Annotated in this window: 9 protein-coding genes; 4 read left to right on the top strand and 5 right to left on the bottom strand. The window is 76.7% G+C overall.

Going from position 1 to position 14,721, the window contains the following annotated elements; all coding sequences use genetic code 11:
* Positions 1 to 162: 162 nt before the first annotated feature.
* On the top strand, positions 163 to 438 hold the full coding sequence (locus ACFVYI_RS00805; protein WP_387879931.1) for a hypothetical protein: 276 nt from the start codon (positions 163 to 165) through the stop codon (positions 436 to 438).
* Positions 439 to 456: 18 nt separating this feature from the next.
* On the opposite strand, the gene ACFVYI_RS00800 is transcribed toward ACFVYI_RS00805, so the two are convergent.
* The 5 genes from ACFVYI_RS00800 to ACFVYI_RS00780 all read right to left on the bottom strand — a co-directional run bounded on the left by ACFVYI_RS00800 (position 457) and on the right by ACFVYI_RS00780 (position 9,652).
* Positions 457 to 1,458: a LuxR C-terminal-related transcriptional regulator gene (locus tag ACFVYI_RS00800; RefSeq protein WP_387879929.1), complete on the bottom strand. Its 1,002-nt coding sequence runs from the start codon at positions 1,456 to 1,458 to the stop codon at positions 457 to 459.
* Between the two features lie 533 nt (positions 1,459 to 1,991).
* Positions 1,992 to 2,801, bottom strand: coding sequence for a methyltransferase (locus ACFVYI_RS00795; RefSeq protein WP_387879926.1), 810 nt, complete (start codon positions 2,799 to 2,801; stop codon positions 1,992 to 1,994).
* 355 nt (positions 2,802 to 3,156) lie between these two features.
* Positions 3,157 to 6,063 carry an AAA family ATPase gene (locus ACFVYI_RS00790; protein ID WP_387879923.1) on the bottom strand — a complete coding sequence of 969 codons (2,907 nt, stop codon included), beginning with the start codon at positions 6,061 to 6,063 and terminating at the stop codon, positions 3,157 to 3,159.
* Between the two features lie 72 nt (positions 6,064 to 6,135).
* Positions 6,136 to 6,339: a hypothetical protein gene (locus ACFVYI_RS00785; RefSeq protein WP_387879921.1), complete on the bottom strand. Its 204-nt coding sequence runs from the start codon at positions 6,337 to 6,339 to the stop codon at positions 6,136 to 6,138.
* Positions 6,340 to 6,508: 169 nt separating this feature from the next.
* Positions 6,509 to 9,652, bottom strand: coding sequence for a type 2 lanthipeptide synthetase LanM family protein (locus ACFVYI_RS00780; protein ID WP_387879918.1), 3,144 nt, complete (start codon positions 9,650 to 9,652; stop codon positions 6,509 to 6,511).
* Between the two features lie 362 nt (positions 9,653 to 10,014).
* Here ACFVYI_RS00780 and ACFVYI_RS00775 point away from each other — a divergent pair, with 362 nt between their 5' ends.
* From ACFVYI_RS00775 to ACFVYI_RS00765, 3 genes are all read left to right on the top strand, one after another.
* On the top strand, positions 10,015 to 10,638 hold the full coding sequence (locus tag ACFVYI_RS00775; protein ID WP_387879916.1) for a response regulator transcription factor: 624 nt from the start codon (positions 10,015 to 10,017) through the stop codon (positions 10,636 to 10,638).
* Positions 10,635 to 11,276, top strand: a complete 642-nt coding sequence (locus ACFVYI_RS00770) for a LuxR C-terminal-related transcriptional regulator (protein ID WP_387879915.1) — start codon at positions 10,635 to 10,637, stop codon at positions 11,274 to 11,276. The genes ACFVYI_RS00775 and ACFVYI_RS00770 overlap by 4 nt, the downstream gene beginning before the upstream one ends.
* A gap of 208 nt (positions 11,277 to 11,484) precedes the next feature.
* Positions 11,485 to 14,688 carry an amino acid adenylation domain-containing protein gene (locus ACFVYI_RS00765; RefSeq protein ID WP_387879913.1) on the top strand — a complete coding sequence of 1,068 codons (3,204 nt, stop codon included), beginning with the start codon at positions 11,485 to 11,487 and terminating at the stop codon, positions 14,686 to 14,688.
* The last annotated feature ends 33 nt before the right edge of the window (positions 14,689 to 14,721 follow it).

The raw sequence follows: 14,721 nt of genomic DNA, 5'->3' as shown, positions 1-14,721 counted from the left end.
GCGCCACCGGTTCGGGACGGGCCCGCAACGAGGAAAGCGAAGGGTTCAGCGTGAATGCGCAACGGGTGAAGTCCGACCAGCCGGCCGGGACGGGACACGGGCGCGACGGCGCCCGCGCCCCCCGGACCGGAACGCACGCCCCGGCCGGGAGCAGGTCGACTCGTGTACCTGACCAAGACCACGGTTGACACCCCCGGAGCCGCGCCGCAGTCCGCGCGGGAGCTGCACCGGCACCTGCTGTGCAGCAGGGCGGGCACCGACTGCCTCCAGCACGCGCGGATCGAGGTCCACGAGGGCTTCGTGGTGTTCAACCTCTACGTGCAGGCCCGCGACCTGCTGGACGCGGCGCGGGTCGCCGTCCAGCTCTGCCGCCGGACCATGGCCGGCGCCGGCACCTGCCCCGGGTGGGCCGTCCGCTCCACGGAGGTGGGGCCCTGAGCCGCCTGGCGAAGCACCCTACTCCAGGTCGTCCGGGGTGATCCAGGCCCGCGAGACGGCCTGCGCCCCGGCCTGGAACCTGCTGCGCGCGCCGAGCCTGGTGTGCAGGTCCGACGCGACCCGGCGGGCCGTGCGGACCGAGACGCCGAGCTGACGGGCGATCGCCTCGTCGGTCAGGCCCGCCGCCAGCAGCCTGAGCACCTGCCGCTCCTGGCTCGACAGCCCGTCGTCGTCACGGCGGCGGGCGGCGCCGAGCACCGTCGCGGACCGCCAGACCGAGTTGAACAGCGCGGTCAGTGCCGTGATGATCCCGACGCTGGAGATCACCACCGCCGCGGTGCCCTCCTGTTCGGCCGTGTCGAGCGGCACCACGGCCACCCGCCGGTCGACGATCAGCATCCGCAGGGGCAGCGACGCGGTGGTGCGCACCTCGCTGCCGAGCCCGCTGAGCCACTGGGCGTACTCCAGGGTCGGCCGGTGGTTGCGGACGCTGTCCTGGTAGACGGTGCGCAGCCGCACTCCGCGGTCGATCGCCTCCGCGTCCAGCTCCCGGCTGGCGCTGATGTTCTCCTCGGACTGGGCGCCGCCCGGCATGAAGGAGCTGGCCTCCCACTCGCAGCTGCGGGCGAGTTCGCTCAGCCGGTCGCGGATCGCCTCGATGCCGGACAGCCGCTCGATGCCCGGTTCGGTCTCGGCCGGCCGGCTCTCGGCGCGCTCGGCCAGCAGGGTGGACAGCGCGGCGGTGCCCTCCTCGATCTGCTGGTGCCGGCGGGCCATCTCGGCCTGCTGACGGGCCACCAGCGCGGAGAGCCCGATCTCCGGCCGGACGGCTCTCGGCGCCGGCCGGCCCGGGAACACCTGGAGCAGCGAGATGCCGGTGAGCTCGTCGAGCGCGACCCTGATCTGGGCGTGGTCCACGTCGAGCCGGCGGGCGAGGACGTCGAGGCTCTCGTCCGGGTGCTGGAGCATCGCGAGATAGACGGACTCGGCGAGGCTGCTCAGCCCAAGGCCTTCGAACATTGACCACTCCCCCTGCATCGGCCCGGCGGCTGACGTACGTCGGCGAACAACTCCTGCCTGTTTTCGCCATGCACACACTGATCCGGCAATTGACGCTCACAGATTGGCACTTGACGTGGCCCCCCACAAGCGGGCCTGCGGAGTCCGGTCAGCGGCGCCGACACCGGCCTCCGGGCCGCCGGCGGGTCCTCTCACGGGCCGCGCCGGACCAGGTATCGCCCGGCCACCGTGGTCGCGCGGCCTCCGCGGGCGGCCCCGGTGCCGTCGGGGCCCGTCCTCGACACGGCGCGGCCGGGTGGGTGCCGTGCTCGCATTGGCAGGATCCTGCCGGACCGCGGCGCACGGCCGGAGCCCGGCGCAGCCGCCCGCGCTCCGGCGCACGCCTGTGCAACCGGCGCACGGCCGCAGCACCGGCGGTCGGCGCCGCAGCGGCCGCGGGCACCGGGGCCGTGCCGGGACGGTCGGGACGGCCGGGACCGGGACACGGGCACCACCCGCCGGTCGACGCCCTCCCGGGCCCCCGGCGGACGGCCCTACCGGGGCCCGACCCCGCGCCGGGCGACGAGGTGGAAGAGGCGGGCGAGCCCGCGGTAGGGGTCGCGCAGTCCGGCCTGCCACTCCAGCTCGCACAGGTCCGCGAACTCCTCCGGCGACGGCTCGCCGGACCGGTGGTCGGAGAAGACCCGCACACCGAGCCACTCCACCGTCGGCGCCCCGAGCGCGGCCAGTCGCCGGCCCAGGTCCTGCGGGGTGTCCGGCCGGGTCGGCAGGTACTGGCCGCCCTGCTCGCTGGACTCCAGCAGGGTCGCCAGCGCGCCGCGCCAGTCGCCCTGCAGCCCGTCCCGCATGGCCTGGGAGTCCCGGTTGACGGTGAGCAGCGAGACCAGGCCGCCGGGCGCGGCCAGCCGCACCAGCGCGTCCAGCATCGGGTCCGGATCGGCGAGGTAGAGCAGGACGCTGTGGCAGCAGACGAGGTCGAATCCCGTCCCGACCAGCTCGGGTGCCTCCTCCCCGAGCCCCTGGACCAGGCGGACCCGGCGGCCGACCTCGGCGGGCTCCGCGGCGACGAGGTCGGCGGCGGCCCGGAGCAGCGTCTCGTCGTTGTCCACCACCGTCACCGAGTGCCCGGCCCGCGCCAGCAGGATCGCCTGCCGGCCGAAGCCGCCGCCGATGTCGACGACCCGGCAGGGGCGCTGCGGCAGGTGCCGGGCCAGCGCGCGGGTGACGAGCTGGAACCGGACCTCGCCGCGGATGCCCCGCGCGTGGTCGAGGTAGGCGTGGGCCCGCTCCTGCGCGGAGTCCGTCCACATGTTCCGCTCCGGCCAGGCGGCGGGTTTCGTCATCGGCGTCGGGCCCTTCCTCAGTGCCGTCGTGGTGCCCGCGCTGCGCAGGCTCGGCGGGCGGATCCCGGTGGGAGCCGGCTGACAGCCAGTGTCCTGCTCCGGACGGGCCGCTGTCCCGGGTCGGCCGGTGGCCGAAAGCTGCACCGGCACGAACCGGCCCCCGCCGGTCGACCCGGCCGCTTCCGCCCCGCCGGGACCCGCCGGAACCGGCGGCAGCAACTGACCGCTTGCGGTCGGCACCCCGGTCGGCTACCGCACCGCGCGGGAGCCGGCCGCCGGTGGCGGCCCCGGACCCGGCGGGGCGCACCACGGACGGGGACGCCCGGGGCACGGCGCGCGCCGGACGGCCCCTCCGTCAGGACTGCTCCGCCGCCAACGCGCAGAGCTGCGCCCGGTTCGGCAGGCCGGTCTTGGCGATCAGGCTGGCGACGTGCTTCTCGACGGTGCGCGGCGAGATGTAGAGCCGGGCGGCGATGTCCTTGTTGCTGAGCCGGTCGGCCAGGAGCTGGAAGATCTCGTACTCGCGGACCGTCATGCCCTTGAGGCGCAGCTGCGCCGGGATCCGGTTGCTGCCGGTGCGGTGCTGGCGGACGGGCGCACCGATCGCGCGGAGCAGGGTGCGGCAGGCGCCGACGACGGCGGTGGCGGAGGTCTCGCGGAAGTGGTGCTCGGCCTCCCGCAGCCACCCCTCCGGGTCGCCCCAGCCCAGGGCGTGGGCCTCCTCGGCGATCAGTCGCCGCCCGAGGTGGCGGGCGGTGGGGTAGGGCGCGCCGGCCTCCTGGGCGAGCAGGGCCGCCCGGTCGGCCGCCGCGGGCTCCCCCTCCCGGCCGAGCAGCACGGCCTCGGCGAGCAGGACGAAGTGCCGGTTCCACCGCATCCGGCCGGCCGAGCTGGCGGCCACCCGGTCGAGGCGGTCGCGGTCGGCCCGCCCGTCGAGGAGGTCGAGCAGCAGGCCGAGCCCGTGCCGGCCGCCGAGGTGGAAGGTGCTCGGGTTCTCGTCCTCCAGGGCCTGGAGGCCGGCCATGTCCCGGGCGGCCCGGTCGCGGTCCTCCTCCAGGAGGGCGCAGAACACCCGGGCCAGGCCGAGGGCCAGCGGCTCCTCGGGCGAGCCGCTGCCGCCCCAGCGGCCGAACTCGGTCAGCGCCTCCTCCATGGCGGCCCGGTCGCCCTGGTGGGCCGCCAGCACCGAACGGGTCATCAGCAGGTAGCGGGCCACCGGTGTCAGCCGCAGCCGTGCCGCCATGGTCAGCGCCTCGTCGCCCAGCGTGCGGGCCTCGGCGAACCGGCCGCGCAGGACGTCGTGCAGGGCGAGGATCCCGTCGAGGGTGTAGACGACGGTGACGGCGCCCAGGCGGCGGGCCTCGATGCGGGCCTCGTCCAGGGTGGCGGTGCTGCCGTCGGCCAGCCAGCGGCTGCCGCCGAGGCGGGTGAGCGCGTACATCCGCTGGAGCGGCAGGCTGTGCCGCTCGGCGGTGCTCATCGCCCGCTCCAGGTAGGTGATCGCCTCCGCCGGGTCGCGCTCGCGGGCGACGACGCCCAGCAGCTCCCAGGCCTGACAGGCCACCAGGGGCTGGTCGTGCCGCTCGGCGGTGTCGATCGCGGCGCGGGCCAGCCGTTCGGCCCGCTGGGTGCGGTCCTGGCCGGGCGTGTCGAGGCACAGGTAGGCCTCCACCACGTCGGTCAGGGCGGTGTGCGCCTCGTCCGGGTCCGGTCCGAGCAGGGCGCGGGCCCGTTCGATCTGGTTGTTGCCGTCGGCCCAGCGGCCGGCCATGTAGGCGACCTGGGCGAGGCGGGTGTGCAGGGCCGCCAGCCGGGGGGCGCCCAGGCCGGCGCCGACGAGCTCCCGCAGGCTGCCGGCCAGGCTGAGCGCGCGGGTCAGCTCACCGGTCTCGGCGAGCGCGGGCAGCAGGGCCTCCAGGGCCTCGGCGCGGGCGGCGGAGTCGGTGCCCGCCGCCAGCAGGTGCTCGGCCCGGTCGAGCAGCGCCACCGCCGAGCCGACCGTGCCGTTGGCGAGGGCGCGGCGGCCGGCCTCGGTGAACAGCCGGCCGGCCCGGACCGGGTCGCCCGCGTCGGCGCGCAGGGTCGCGGCCAGCGGGCACCAGTCGCCCCGCAGGTCGGGGTGGAGGGCCTCGATCGCGTCGGCGGCCTGGTGGGACAGGGCGGCCCGGGCCGTCGGGGTGAGCTGGGCGAGCAGCGCCTCGGCGGTCAGCGGGTGCTGGAAGGCGTACCAGTCGGGGGCGGGTTCGTCGGACGCGACCAGACGGGCCGTCACGCTCGCGTGCAGGTGGCTCAGCAGGCTCCGGTCGTCGGCGCCGGTCATCAGCTGGAGCACCGACAGGGGGAAGCGCCGGCCGAGCACGGCGGCGGCGGAGAGCAGGGTCCGCCCCTGCGGGCCGAGTTCGTCGATGCGGTGGATGGCGCCTTCGAGGAGCGCCCTCGGCACGTTGCGGCGGAGGTTGCCGGCCACCCGCCAGACGGCGTTCTCGCGGACCAGCGCGCCGCCGGTGACCGCGCCCTGGAGGAGTTCCTCGACCAGGAACGGGATGCCCGCGCTGTCCTCGCGGATCTGGGTCAGCACCTCGGCGGGCACCAGGCCGGGTTCGGTGTCCAGGCAGGAGGCGATCAGGCGGTCCACCTCGCCGCCGTCCAGCGGTGCCAGCCGGAAGACCGTTCCGCTGCGGCGTCGCCCGGCGGACTCGGCGAGCAGGAGGGCCTCGCCCGGCTCCGACCGGACGGTCGCCACCAGCATGACCGGCTGCTGTTCGAGGTTGTCGACCAGGTACTCGACGACGGCCAGCGTCTCGGTGTCGGCGTCGTGCAGGTCCTCCAGGACCAGCAGGCAGCCCTGGTCGCGGCCGGCGGAGGCGAGCAGCCGCAGGACGGCCTCGGCGAGCACCACCGTCGACCCCTGGTCCGGGGTGCCGGTGCCCCAGTCCGGTATGAGCCGGCCGAGCACCGGGCGGTACGGGCCGAGGCTCGCCTCGTCCGGTGACTCCCCGCCGCGCGAGAGCGGCATCAGCGCCTCGGTGAGCGGCCGGAGCGGCACCATCGGTCCGATGGTGCTGCTCCGGCCCCGCAGGACGCGGACTCCGGCGTCGACGGCCTCGCCGATCAGCTCGGCCACCAGCCGGGATTTGCCGATACCGCCCTCGCCGACCAGAAATGTGGTACAGCCGAATGACCGGCGGAGATCCCGCAGTGATTCGCCGAGTTTGGCGACTTCGGCATCACGGCCGATGAGATGGGCTGCCCGCACACGCATAGCCCCGGATAGTAGTCGCTATCCCAACGGAGCGTCGCGCTCCTGTTCGGGCGGCCTCTGTGTGAGCGCAGGTCAGAAGGGGACCGAGACAGTGGTGGTGATGGAGCCGAGGCCCACGACAACACCACTGCCGAGGGTCATTCCGGCCAGCGCACGGGTCCGGGCGCAGGCCCCGTTCCAGCGGACCAGTCGGATCTCGCCGGCCGGGTCCGGGATCGTCGCGGCCTGGTCGACGGCCTCGCTGCGGACAGCACCGTTGTGCAGGGAGTGGGACATGGGGCTTTCCTTTCCATTCGGGAAGCGATGCGTGGTGATAAGTCGCGCGCTGTTCTCTGCTGTTCTCTGCTGTTTGATTCTGTTTCAGGTGTTGCGCGTGTTACGGGTGTTACAGGGTGTTTCTGTTCTATTCGGTTGTGTTCGGGGGGTCGGAGGGTGGGGCAGGGGTTCAGGCGCGGTCGGCCCGCCCGCTGCCCGGGGCCGGGTCCAGCAGCAGGACGGCGGGCACGGTGTCGGCGAAGCCCAGCCGGAGCAGGGCGTAGCCGATACCGGACAGCCCGGTGAGCATTCCGGGCGTCGACACCTGCCCGGGCGTCCCGCAGCGGGGCCCCCAGTCATGGAGCTGTCCGAGGATCATCCCGGCCCGGCCGGTCAGGCTGATCCGCGCACCGCCGTGGCCGCGCTCGGCGAGCGCCGCCAGCGCCTCCGCGGTGCCCGACTCGCCGTGGCAGAGGCTGAGGTCGGCCACCGGCGGCTGCCCGGTGAGCCGGCGGACGGCGTCCCCGAGCGGACTGTCGTCCGGCCCGGCGGACAGGCCCGCGTCGGCCGCCGCCAGCACGGTGCCGGCCGTGCCGGAGCACCAGCCGGCGGTGCGCCGGTCCGCGGCCAGCGCGGCGGTCAGCCGGGCCCGGCCGGCGGCGGCGAACCGCGCGCCCTCCGGGCCGCCGGTGAACCGGGCGTGCCGGGCGAGCGCCCAGCCGATGCCGGCCTCCCCGAAGGCGAAGCCGGCCTGCTCCGGGGTCGCCCCGCCGAGCGGTCCGGGCGGCGGCAGGCGGAGCAGCCGCTCGGCGATCCGGTCCGCGAGTTCGGCGGCCCGCGCCAGCCCGCGCTCGCGGTGCACCGCGTGCAGGGCGGCGAGCGCGCCGGCCAGGCCGGTCGAGACGCCGACCGGGGCGTCCTCGTCGAGCGCCGCCAGTGCCAGCGCGTCCAGTGCGACCGGCAGGCATCCGGCGAGGCCGTCGTCGACCAGGCCGGCCAGCCGGGCGAGGGCGTAACAGAGGCCGCCCAGGCCTTCGAAGCCGCCGGGGCCCACGGCCCGGCTCAGCGCCGGGTCGGCGGCCATCGCGGCGACGAGTTCGGGCAGCGGGGCGATCGCCGCCCGCGCCAGCCCGGTGTGCCGGGCGGAGCCGGTGAGCGCCCCGAGCTGGGCCAGGAACAGGGCCACTCCGCTGTAGCCCTGGGCCAGCCCGGCGCCCATCGGGAGCACCGTCCAGTGCTCGTCGACGGCCTCCAGGCCGATCCAGTTGACCCGCCCGTGCCCCTCGACGGAACGGCCCGCGATCTCGTCGGCGATCCCGGTGGCGGCGGCGAGCAGCGCGGACGGCTCCGGGACGGCGGCGGGCGAGGGGCGGGTGCGGCCGCCGGACCGGTGCCGGGGGCCCGCGGCGTCCGGCCCGACCGAGGCCAGCGTGGCCGCGATGATCCACTCCTGGTCGTGGCGGTCGACGGTGTTCATGCCGTCGAGCTTCGCCCGGGCGGTCGCGAGGCCGGAGGTGTCCAGGACACCGGGCACCGGGCTGCCGTCCGAGGCGAACACCTCGGCCGCGCCAGGCCGGTGGAAGAAGACCGGGGTGTCGCCGTCCCACAGGTCGGCGATCTCGTACTCGATCAGGGCCTGCCGGGCCGGGTCGCCCTGCGACTCGGCCCAGAGCACCGCGAACAGGGCGTCCCGGTCGAGCCCGTCGCTCAGCAGCTGCGGGTGGGTGGCCTCCGCCAGCAGGGTGGCGTACAGCATCGTCGGGCGGATCACGAGCCGGCCGACGGCCTCCGCGCCGGTGGCCAACAGCCCGGCCGGGTCGGCCAGTTCCGCCCGGTGCCGGACGACGGCGTCGTACCCGGCGCGGAAGCCGGCCAGGGTCGCGGACAGCCGGTCCGCGCAGGCGGCCCCCGGCACGGTGCCGTACGGCCGGTTCTGCGCGCCGGTGAACGGTGCCGGCCGGCGCACCAGACGCATCTCGTCCGTACCGGCGGCCTCCCAGACCATCCGGGAGTTGGGGAACTCCCCGCCCGGTGCGGCGCCCAGGGCGGAGACGTCGACCGCGCCGAGCTCGCCCACCAGCAGCTGGGGCAGCAGGCAGGTCCGGTGCACCGAGGCGGCGTGCGCCGCGGCCGCCGGGTCCGGCAGGGTGGTGCTGCCCTCGCCCAGGACGGGGTGCAGCAGCGTCTCGACGTCGACGACCACCGGCTGGTCGCCGTGCGCGAGGAGGTTCTCGCAGTGCAGGTCCACGCCTTCGAGGGTGTAGGCCAGGGCGAGCAGCGCGCCCTGGCGCCGGTGGAACCGGTCGATCTCGGTCAGCGAGCGGCAGGCCCGGTGGTCGATGTACTCCAGCCAGCCGTAGCCGTCCCCGGCGACCCAGCGCGGGGTGCGCAGCCCCAGGCCCGGCGCCTTGGTGTCCAGCCAGCCGGCCATCTCGTCCAGCAGCGCGTGCTGGCCGATCGGCCGGGGCTTGTAGACCACGCCGACGCCGCCGGCGAACCGCAGCACCGCCACCGACCGGCCCTGCTGGTGGAAGTCCCCGTGGCCCAACTCGACGGCGGCCAGCGGGCCCTGGTCGCGCCCGCCGAACAGCTCCGCGGTGAGCGCCGGCCGGTCGGCGGCGAGCCGGGTCAGCAGCTCCGCGCCGGACCGCGCGGTGTTCCGGCACATCCGGGCCAGCACCCGGGCGAGCACCGGGTACCGGGTGAAGAGCCGGGCCAGCCCGGCGCGGGTGCCCGTCCGGGCGGCGAAGTCGGCGAACCGGGCCGCGCCGGTGGCGCCGGCCAGGCCGCCCGCGGCCCGGGCGGCGGCGAGTTCCACCACCAGCGTCCGGGCCGCCTCACCGGCGAGGCGCTCCGCCAGGCTGCGTGCGTACTCGGAGACGAAGACCGCCACGTCGCCCGGCTCGGCGCCGCCCGCCCGGGCCCGCTCCGTCAGCTCGCCGACGGCGGCCGTCACCAGCGGGCGCAGCAGCGGCGCGAACACCGCCGCCCCCTCGGCCGCTTCGGCGGGGACGTCGCCGGGCAGCTCCGGCGCCGCGGCGAGGGCCTGCTCCGCGAACTCCGCCCACGACGGCTTGGCCAGCCGGCCGGCCAGGCGCTCCGGTGCCTCGGCGGCGAGCGCCGCGGCCTGCCCGGCGTCGACGCCCAGCCGGGCCAGCCGGACGGACTCGCAGGCCCGCTCGACCGCCGAGCGGGTGCGGGCCCCGGCCGTCGGGCCCGCCGTCGGCGCCGCCGGAAGGTGCGGGGCCGACAGCCGTTCGCGCAGCGTCGCCGCCGGCGCCCACCAGGAGGGCGCCGGCCCGGAGGCGTGGGAGGCGGTGTCGGTTGTGGTCACGTCCGCCACCCTTCCAGCGGCACGACCCGTCCGTACAGGGGAGCACCACCCGTAGATTTCGTCGCGGACTACCCAGACGCCGTACCCGCCGTGCCCCAGGTTTGCGGGACCGGGTGGTCCGACGGGTGGCGGGGGTCGGCCGCGAGGGCCGCCGCAGGGGCGCGGAGCTGCGGCGGAGCGGGCTCCGGGGTGCCCGGGGGCCGTGGCCGGATCCGGCCACGCCGCGGGCGGGGGCCGTGGCACGGCCGGGTACGGCCCCGCGCGGCGGGGAAAGCGGGTGATCGCGCCCCATGCGGCACGGCACGCCGGACCCGAAGACTCCTCACCGAGAGGTTCACCCCCACGCTGACCGAGGAGTGCACATGGGCAACCCCCTGCCGCTTTGCGTCGTGGCCCTGGACCCGGTGCTCGAAGCCGGCGCCGTCAGCGCCCTGTCCGGCAACCCGGACATCGCCCTGGTCCAGCCCGAGGAGAAGGCCGACGTCGCCGTCGTCCTGGTCGACCGGGTGGACCGCCAGGAGCTCGACCTGGTGACCGCGACGCGTACCGGCCCGCACCGGCCCGCCATCGTCGTGATCGCCGCCGACCTGTCCCCGGCCGAGGCCGCGGACGCCATCAACGCCGGGGCCCGCGGCCTGCTGCGCCGGCGCGAGGTCAACGCCGACCGCCTGGCGCGGACGGTGCTCACGGTGGCCGGCGGCGACTGCACGGTGCCGCCCGACCTGATCGACGGACTCCTCGACCACGGCACGGAACTCGATCCGCACCCCGGCGCCCGGGGCCACGGACCCGGCTGGGGCCTGGACGAACGCGAGCGCGCCGTCCTGCGGCTGGTGGCCGACGGCCACGAGACCGACGAGATCGCCCGGGAGCTCTGCTACTCCGCACGGACCGTCACCACCGTGGTCCGCGACATCACCCAGCGGTTCCGGCTCCGCAACCGCGCCCACGCGGTGGCCTACGCGCTCCGGGCGGGCCTGCTGTGAGCGCCCTCGCCCTCGGGACCAGGCCCGAGACCGGGAGACGGCCGGGCGGACTGCGCGTCCACCTCGGCCCGGCCGGCGGACCGGCCCGCGAAGCGGTGGCCGCCAACCTGCGCCGGGCCGGCATCGAACTCGCGGCCGCCCGCTCCGGGGCCACCGTCCGGGTGGCCGCCGGACCGACCCCCGGCGCCGCGCTCGACGGCTGGCCGGAGCCCGACGGCGGCCCGCTGCTGCTGGTCGCCGACACCTTCACGGCCGCCGGGGTCCGGCGGGCCGTCCGGGCCGGGGCGGTGGCCATGCTGCAGTCCACCGAGGCCACCCCGGAACGCCTGCTCACCGCCGTCCGCTGCGCCCGGCACGGGGAGGGCCGGATGCCCTACGGCGTCCTGGTCGGCCTGCTCGGACCGGCGCGGGACGACGGCCCGGCCCCGCACCGACCCGCCCCCGACTCGCCGCTGACGGCCCGGCAGACCGCCGTGCTCGGCCTGGTCGCCGAGGGGCACGGCAACGCGGCCATCGCCCGCGAACTCTCCTGCTCCGAGCACACCGTGAAGAACGTCATCTACGACCTGATGGCCCGGCTCCAGGTCCGCAACCGGGCGCACGCGGTGGCCCACGCCGTCCGCACCGGGCTGATCTGACCCGGCACCGCCCCGCGCGGGCCCGCGCAGGGCCGCCGCGACGGCGCCGCCGAGGCCCGCCGCCGACCAGAGACATTGACGCAGCAAAAGCGGCGCCCCGCGCTGCCGCTCCTTCCCTACTGCCCCGCCGCACCCGACCGGCAAGCTCCGGTTGTGCCCCGACCACCCGGGGCGCGCGACGTATCGACTACCCCTTGGAGGTGAGCCGGTGGACCGCGGTGACGTCCGGACGACATCCTTCTCGCAGCAGCGGCTGTGGTTCCTCGACCAGCTGCGGCCCGGTACGGCGGATCATCTGCTGCCGCTGGCCCTGCGCCTGCGCGGCGGCCTCGACGCCGCCGCCCTCGCCGCCGCGCTGACCGCCGTGGTCGAGCGGCACGAGGTGCTGCGCACCCGGTACACGGCCGCCGACGGCGAACCGGTGGCCCGGGTGGCGCCCTCCGTCGAGGTCCCGCTGGACACCGTCGAGGCGCCCGCCCCCGGCGAGGCCGGCATCGCCGCGGTCCTCGACCGGGTGCTGGGCCGGCCGATCGAGCTGTCGACCGCGCCGCCGCTGCGCGCCACCCTGGCCCGGCTGGCGGCCGACGACCACCTGCTGGTCGTCGTGGTGCACCACATCGCCTTCGACTTCTCCTCCTGGAACGTCTTCACCCGCGACCTGGCGGCGGCCTACCGCGCGGCGAGCACCGGCGGCCCCGCCGGCCTGCCGGACCTCCCGTCGCAGTACGCCGACTTCGCGGCCCGCCAGCAGGAGCGGACCACCGGCCACCGGCTCGCCCGCCAGCTCGGCTACTGGGGCTCCCGGCTGGCCGGCCTGCCGCCCCTGGAGCTGCCCACCGACCGCGCCCGGCCCGCCGAGTGGGACGGCGCCGCCGCGGTGGCCCGGTTCACCCTCCCGGCCGACCTGGTGGCGCAGGCCGACCGGCTGGCCCGGTCCCGGCGCGCCACCCGCTTCATGGTGCTGCTGGCGGCCTTCCAGGCCCAACTGGGCCGGTACAGCGGGCAGCGCGACTTCGCCGTCGGCACGCCGGTCGCCGGCCGGGGCCAGGCCGCCACCCGGGAGCTCATCGGCCCCTTCGTCAACACCGTGGTGCTGCGCGCCGACCTGTCGGGCCGGCCGAGCTTCGGCGAGCTGGTCGACCGGGTCCGGAGCAGCTCCCTCGCCGACCTCTCGCACGCCGAGACGCCGTTCGAACGCGTCGTCACCGAGCTGGCCCCGGAGCGCGACCTCAGCCGCAACCCGCTCTTCCAGGTCTCCTTCCTGACCCTCGACGCGCAGGCCGAACCGCCCGCCCTGGCCGGTCTGGACGTCGAGCTGGTGCCCACCCCCGTCGCGGGGACGCCGTTCGACCTGGCGCTGGACCTGCTCGGACGCCCCGACGGCAGCCTGGGCCTGCGCCTGCAGTACGCCACCGCGCTGTTCGCCCCCGAGACGGCGGCCCGCCTCACCGAGGACTACGTCCGGCTGCTGCGCACCGTGCTGGCCGCCCCGGACGAGCCGCTGGCGCTCGCCACCGCGCAGATCGCACCGCTGCCCTCCGGTGAGCGCCGCCGCCGGCTCGCGCTGGGCCTCGGCGCCGCCCGCGCGGTGCCCTCCCCCACCGTCACCGACCTCTTCGAGCAGCAGGCGCGCCGCACCCCGGACGCCCCCGCCGTCCGGTCCTCGGACGGCGAGCTGAGCTACGCCGAACTCGACGCCCGGGCCGACCGGCTGGCGCAGCGGCTGCGCGGTCTCGGCGTCGACCGGGGCGTGCGGGTCGGCGTCCTGCTGGAGCGCGGCACCGGCCTGCTCACCGCCCTGCTCGCCGTCCTCAAGGCGGGCGGCGGCTACGTCCCGCTCGACCCGATGCACCCGGTGAAGCGGATCGGCTACCTGGTCGAGGACACCGGGGCCGCCGTGGTGGTCACCTCCGGGCCGCTGGCCGCACGGGTGGCGGGCACCGCGGCGACGACCCTGCTGCTCGACGGCGGCGAACCGGCCGGCGCCCCGGCCGACCCGCCGACCCGGCCCGCCCGGACCACCGGCCAGGACGACCTCGCCTACGTCTTCCACACCTCCGGCTCGACCGGCATGCCCAAGGGCGTCCAGATCCCGCACCGGGCGCTGACCAACTTCCTCCACTCGATGGCCGCCCGGTTGGAGCTGCCGCCCGGCGCCACCGTCCTCGGGCTGACCACCGCCTCCTTCGACCCCTCGATGCTGGAGCTGTGCCTGCCGTTGCTGACCGGCGCCCGCCTGGTGCTGGCCGACACCGAACAGGCCCGCGACCCGGAGCGCCTGATCCGCCTGATCGGCGAGGCCCGCCCGCAGGTGATCCAGGCCACCCCCTCGATGCTGCGGATGCTGACCGACACCGGCTGGACGCCCGGCCCCGACCTCACCGTGCTCTCCGGCGGCGAGAAGCTGCACACCGAACTGGCCGCGACCCTCGCCGCCGGCGGCGCCCCGGTGTGGGACCTCTACGGTCCGACCGAGGCCACCATCTGGACGAGCGTGGCCCGCCACGGTGCCGACGGACACGTGCTGACCTGGGCCGCGGTGGACAACACCAGCGTCCGGGTGCTCGACGACCGGCTGGAGCCGGTGGCCGAGGGCGGCACCGGGCAGGTCTGCATCGGTGGCGACGGCCTCGCCTGGGGCTACCGGGGGCGGCCCGGCCAGAGCGCCGGCGCCTTCCTCCCCGACCCGCACGCCACCACGCCCGGCGGCCGGCTCTACACCACCGGCGACCTCGGCCGGCTCCGCCCGGACGGCTCGCTGGAGATCCTCGGCCGCAGCGACCACCAGGTGAAGATCCGCGGCCACCGGATCGAACCGGGCGAGATCGAGGCCGCGCTGCTCGCCCTGGACGGCGTGCGCGCCGCGGTCGTCCACCCCACCCCGGACGGCGTGGGCGGCCGGCAGCTCACCGGGTACCTGGTCGCGGAGGACGCCGACCGGCCGCCCACGCCCGAGGGCCTGCGCGCCGCGCTGCTCGACTCGCTGCCCCAGCACCTCGTCCCGGCCGCGTTCGTCCTGCTGGACGCGATCCCGACCGCGGTCAGCGGCAAGGTCGACCGGCACGCGCTGCCGGTGCCGGAGCCCCGCACGGCCGCCCCGGCCACCGCCGCCCCGCGCACCCCGCAGGAGCGGGCCGTGGCCGCGGTCTGGGAGGAGGTCCTCGGCGCCACCGGGATCGGCGCCCACGACGACTTCTTCCGGCTCGGCGGGCACTCGCTGCTCGCCACCCGGGTGTCCGTCCGCCTGCGGGCCGCCCTCGGCGTGGACGTGCCGGTGCGGGCACTCTTCGACCACCCCACCGTCGCCGCCCTCGCCGCGGCCCTGGACGCCTACCCGCGGCTGGCCGCGGCCGGCCCGCTGCCCCGGCTGACCGCCCGCCCGCGCGGCGACCGCGCGACCGCCGGCCGCTGACCGGCCCGAACCCGCCCTCCTCGCCCTCCTCGC

This window comes from Kitasatospora sp. NPDC058218, from assembly GCF_042882445.1.
In the GTDB taxonomy this organism is placed as follows: domain Bacteria; phylum Actinomycetota; class Actinomycetes; order Streptomycetales; family Streptomycetaceae; genus Kitasatospora.
The sequence above is the reverse complement of the archived record's forward strand: the minus strand, read 5'-3'. Positions and strand labels throughout refer to the sequence as shown.

What these genes read in the sequence shown, in the direction of transcription:
- ACFVYI_RS00775 (WP_387879916.1), top strand. Translation starts at nt 10,015, where the DNA reads ATGGGCAACCCCCTGCCGCTTTGCGTCGTGGCCCTGGACCCGGTGCTC.
- ACFVYI_RS00785 (WP_387879921.1), bottom strand. Translation starts at nt 6,339, where the DNA reads ATGTCCCACTCCCTGCACAACGGTGCTGTCCGCAGCGAGGCCGTCGAC.
- ACFVYI_RS00800 (WP_387879929.1), bottom strand. Translation starts at nt 1,458, where the DNA reads ATGTTCGAAGGCCTTGGGCTGAGCAGCCTCGCCGAGTCCGTCTATCTC.
- ACFVYI_RS00795 (WP_387879926.1), bottom strand. Translation starts at nt 2,801, where the DNA reads ATGACGAAACCCGCCGCCTGGCCGGAGCGGAACATGTGGACGGACTCC.
- ACFVYI_RS00790 (WP_387879923.1), bottom strand. Translation starts at nt 6,063, where the DNA reads ATGCGTGTGCGGGCAGCCCATCTCATCGGCCGTGATGCCGAAGTCGCC.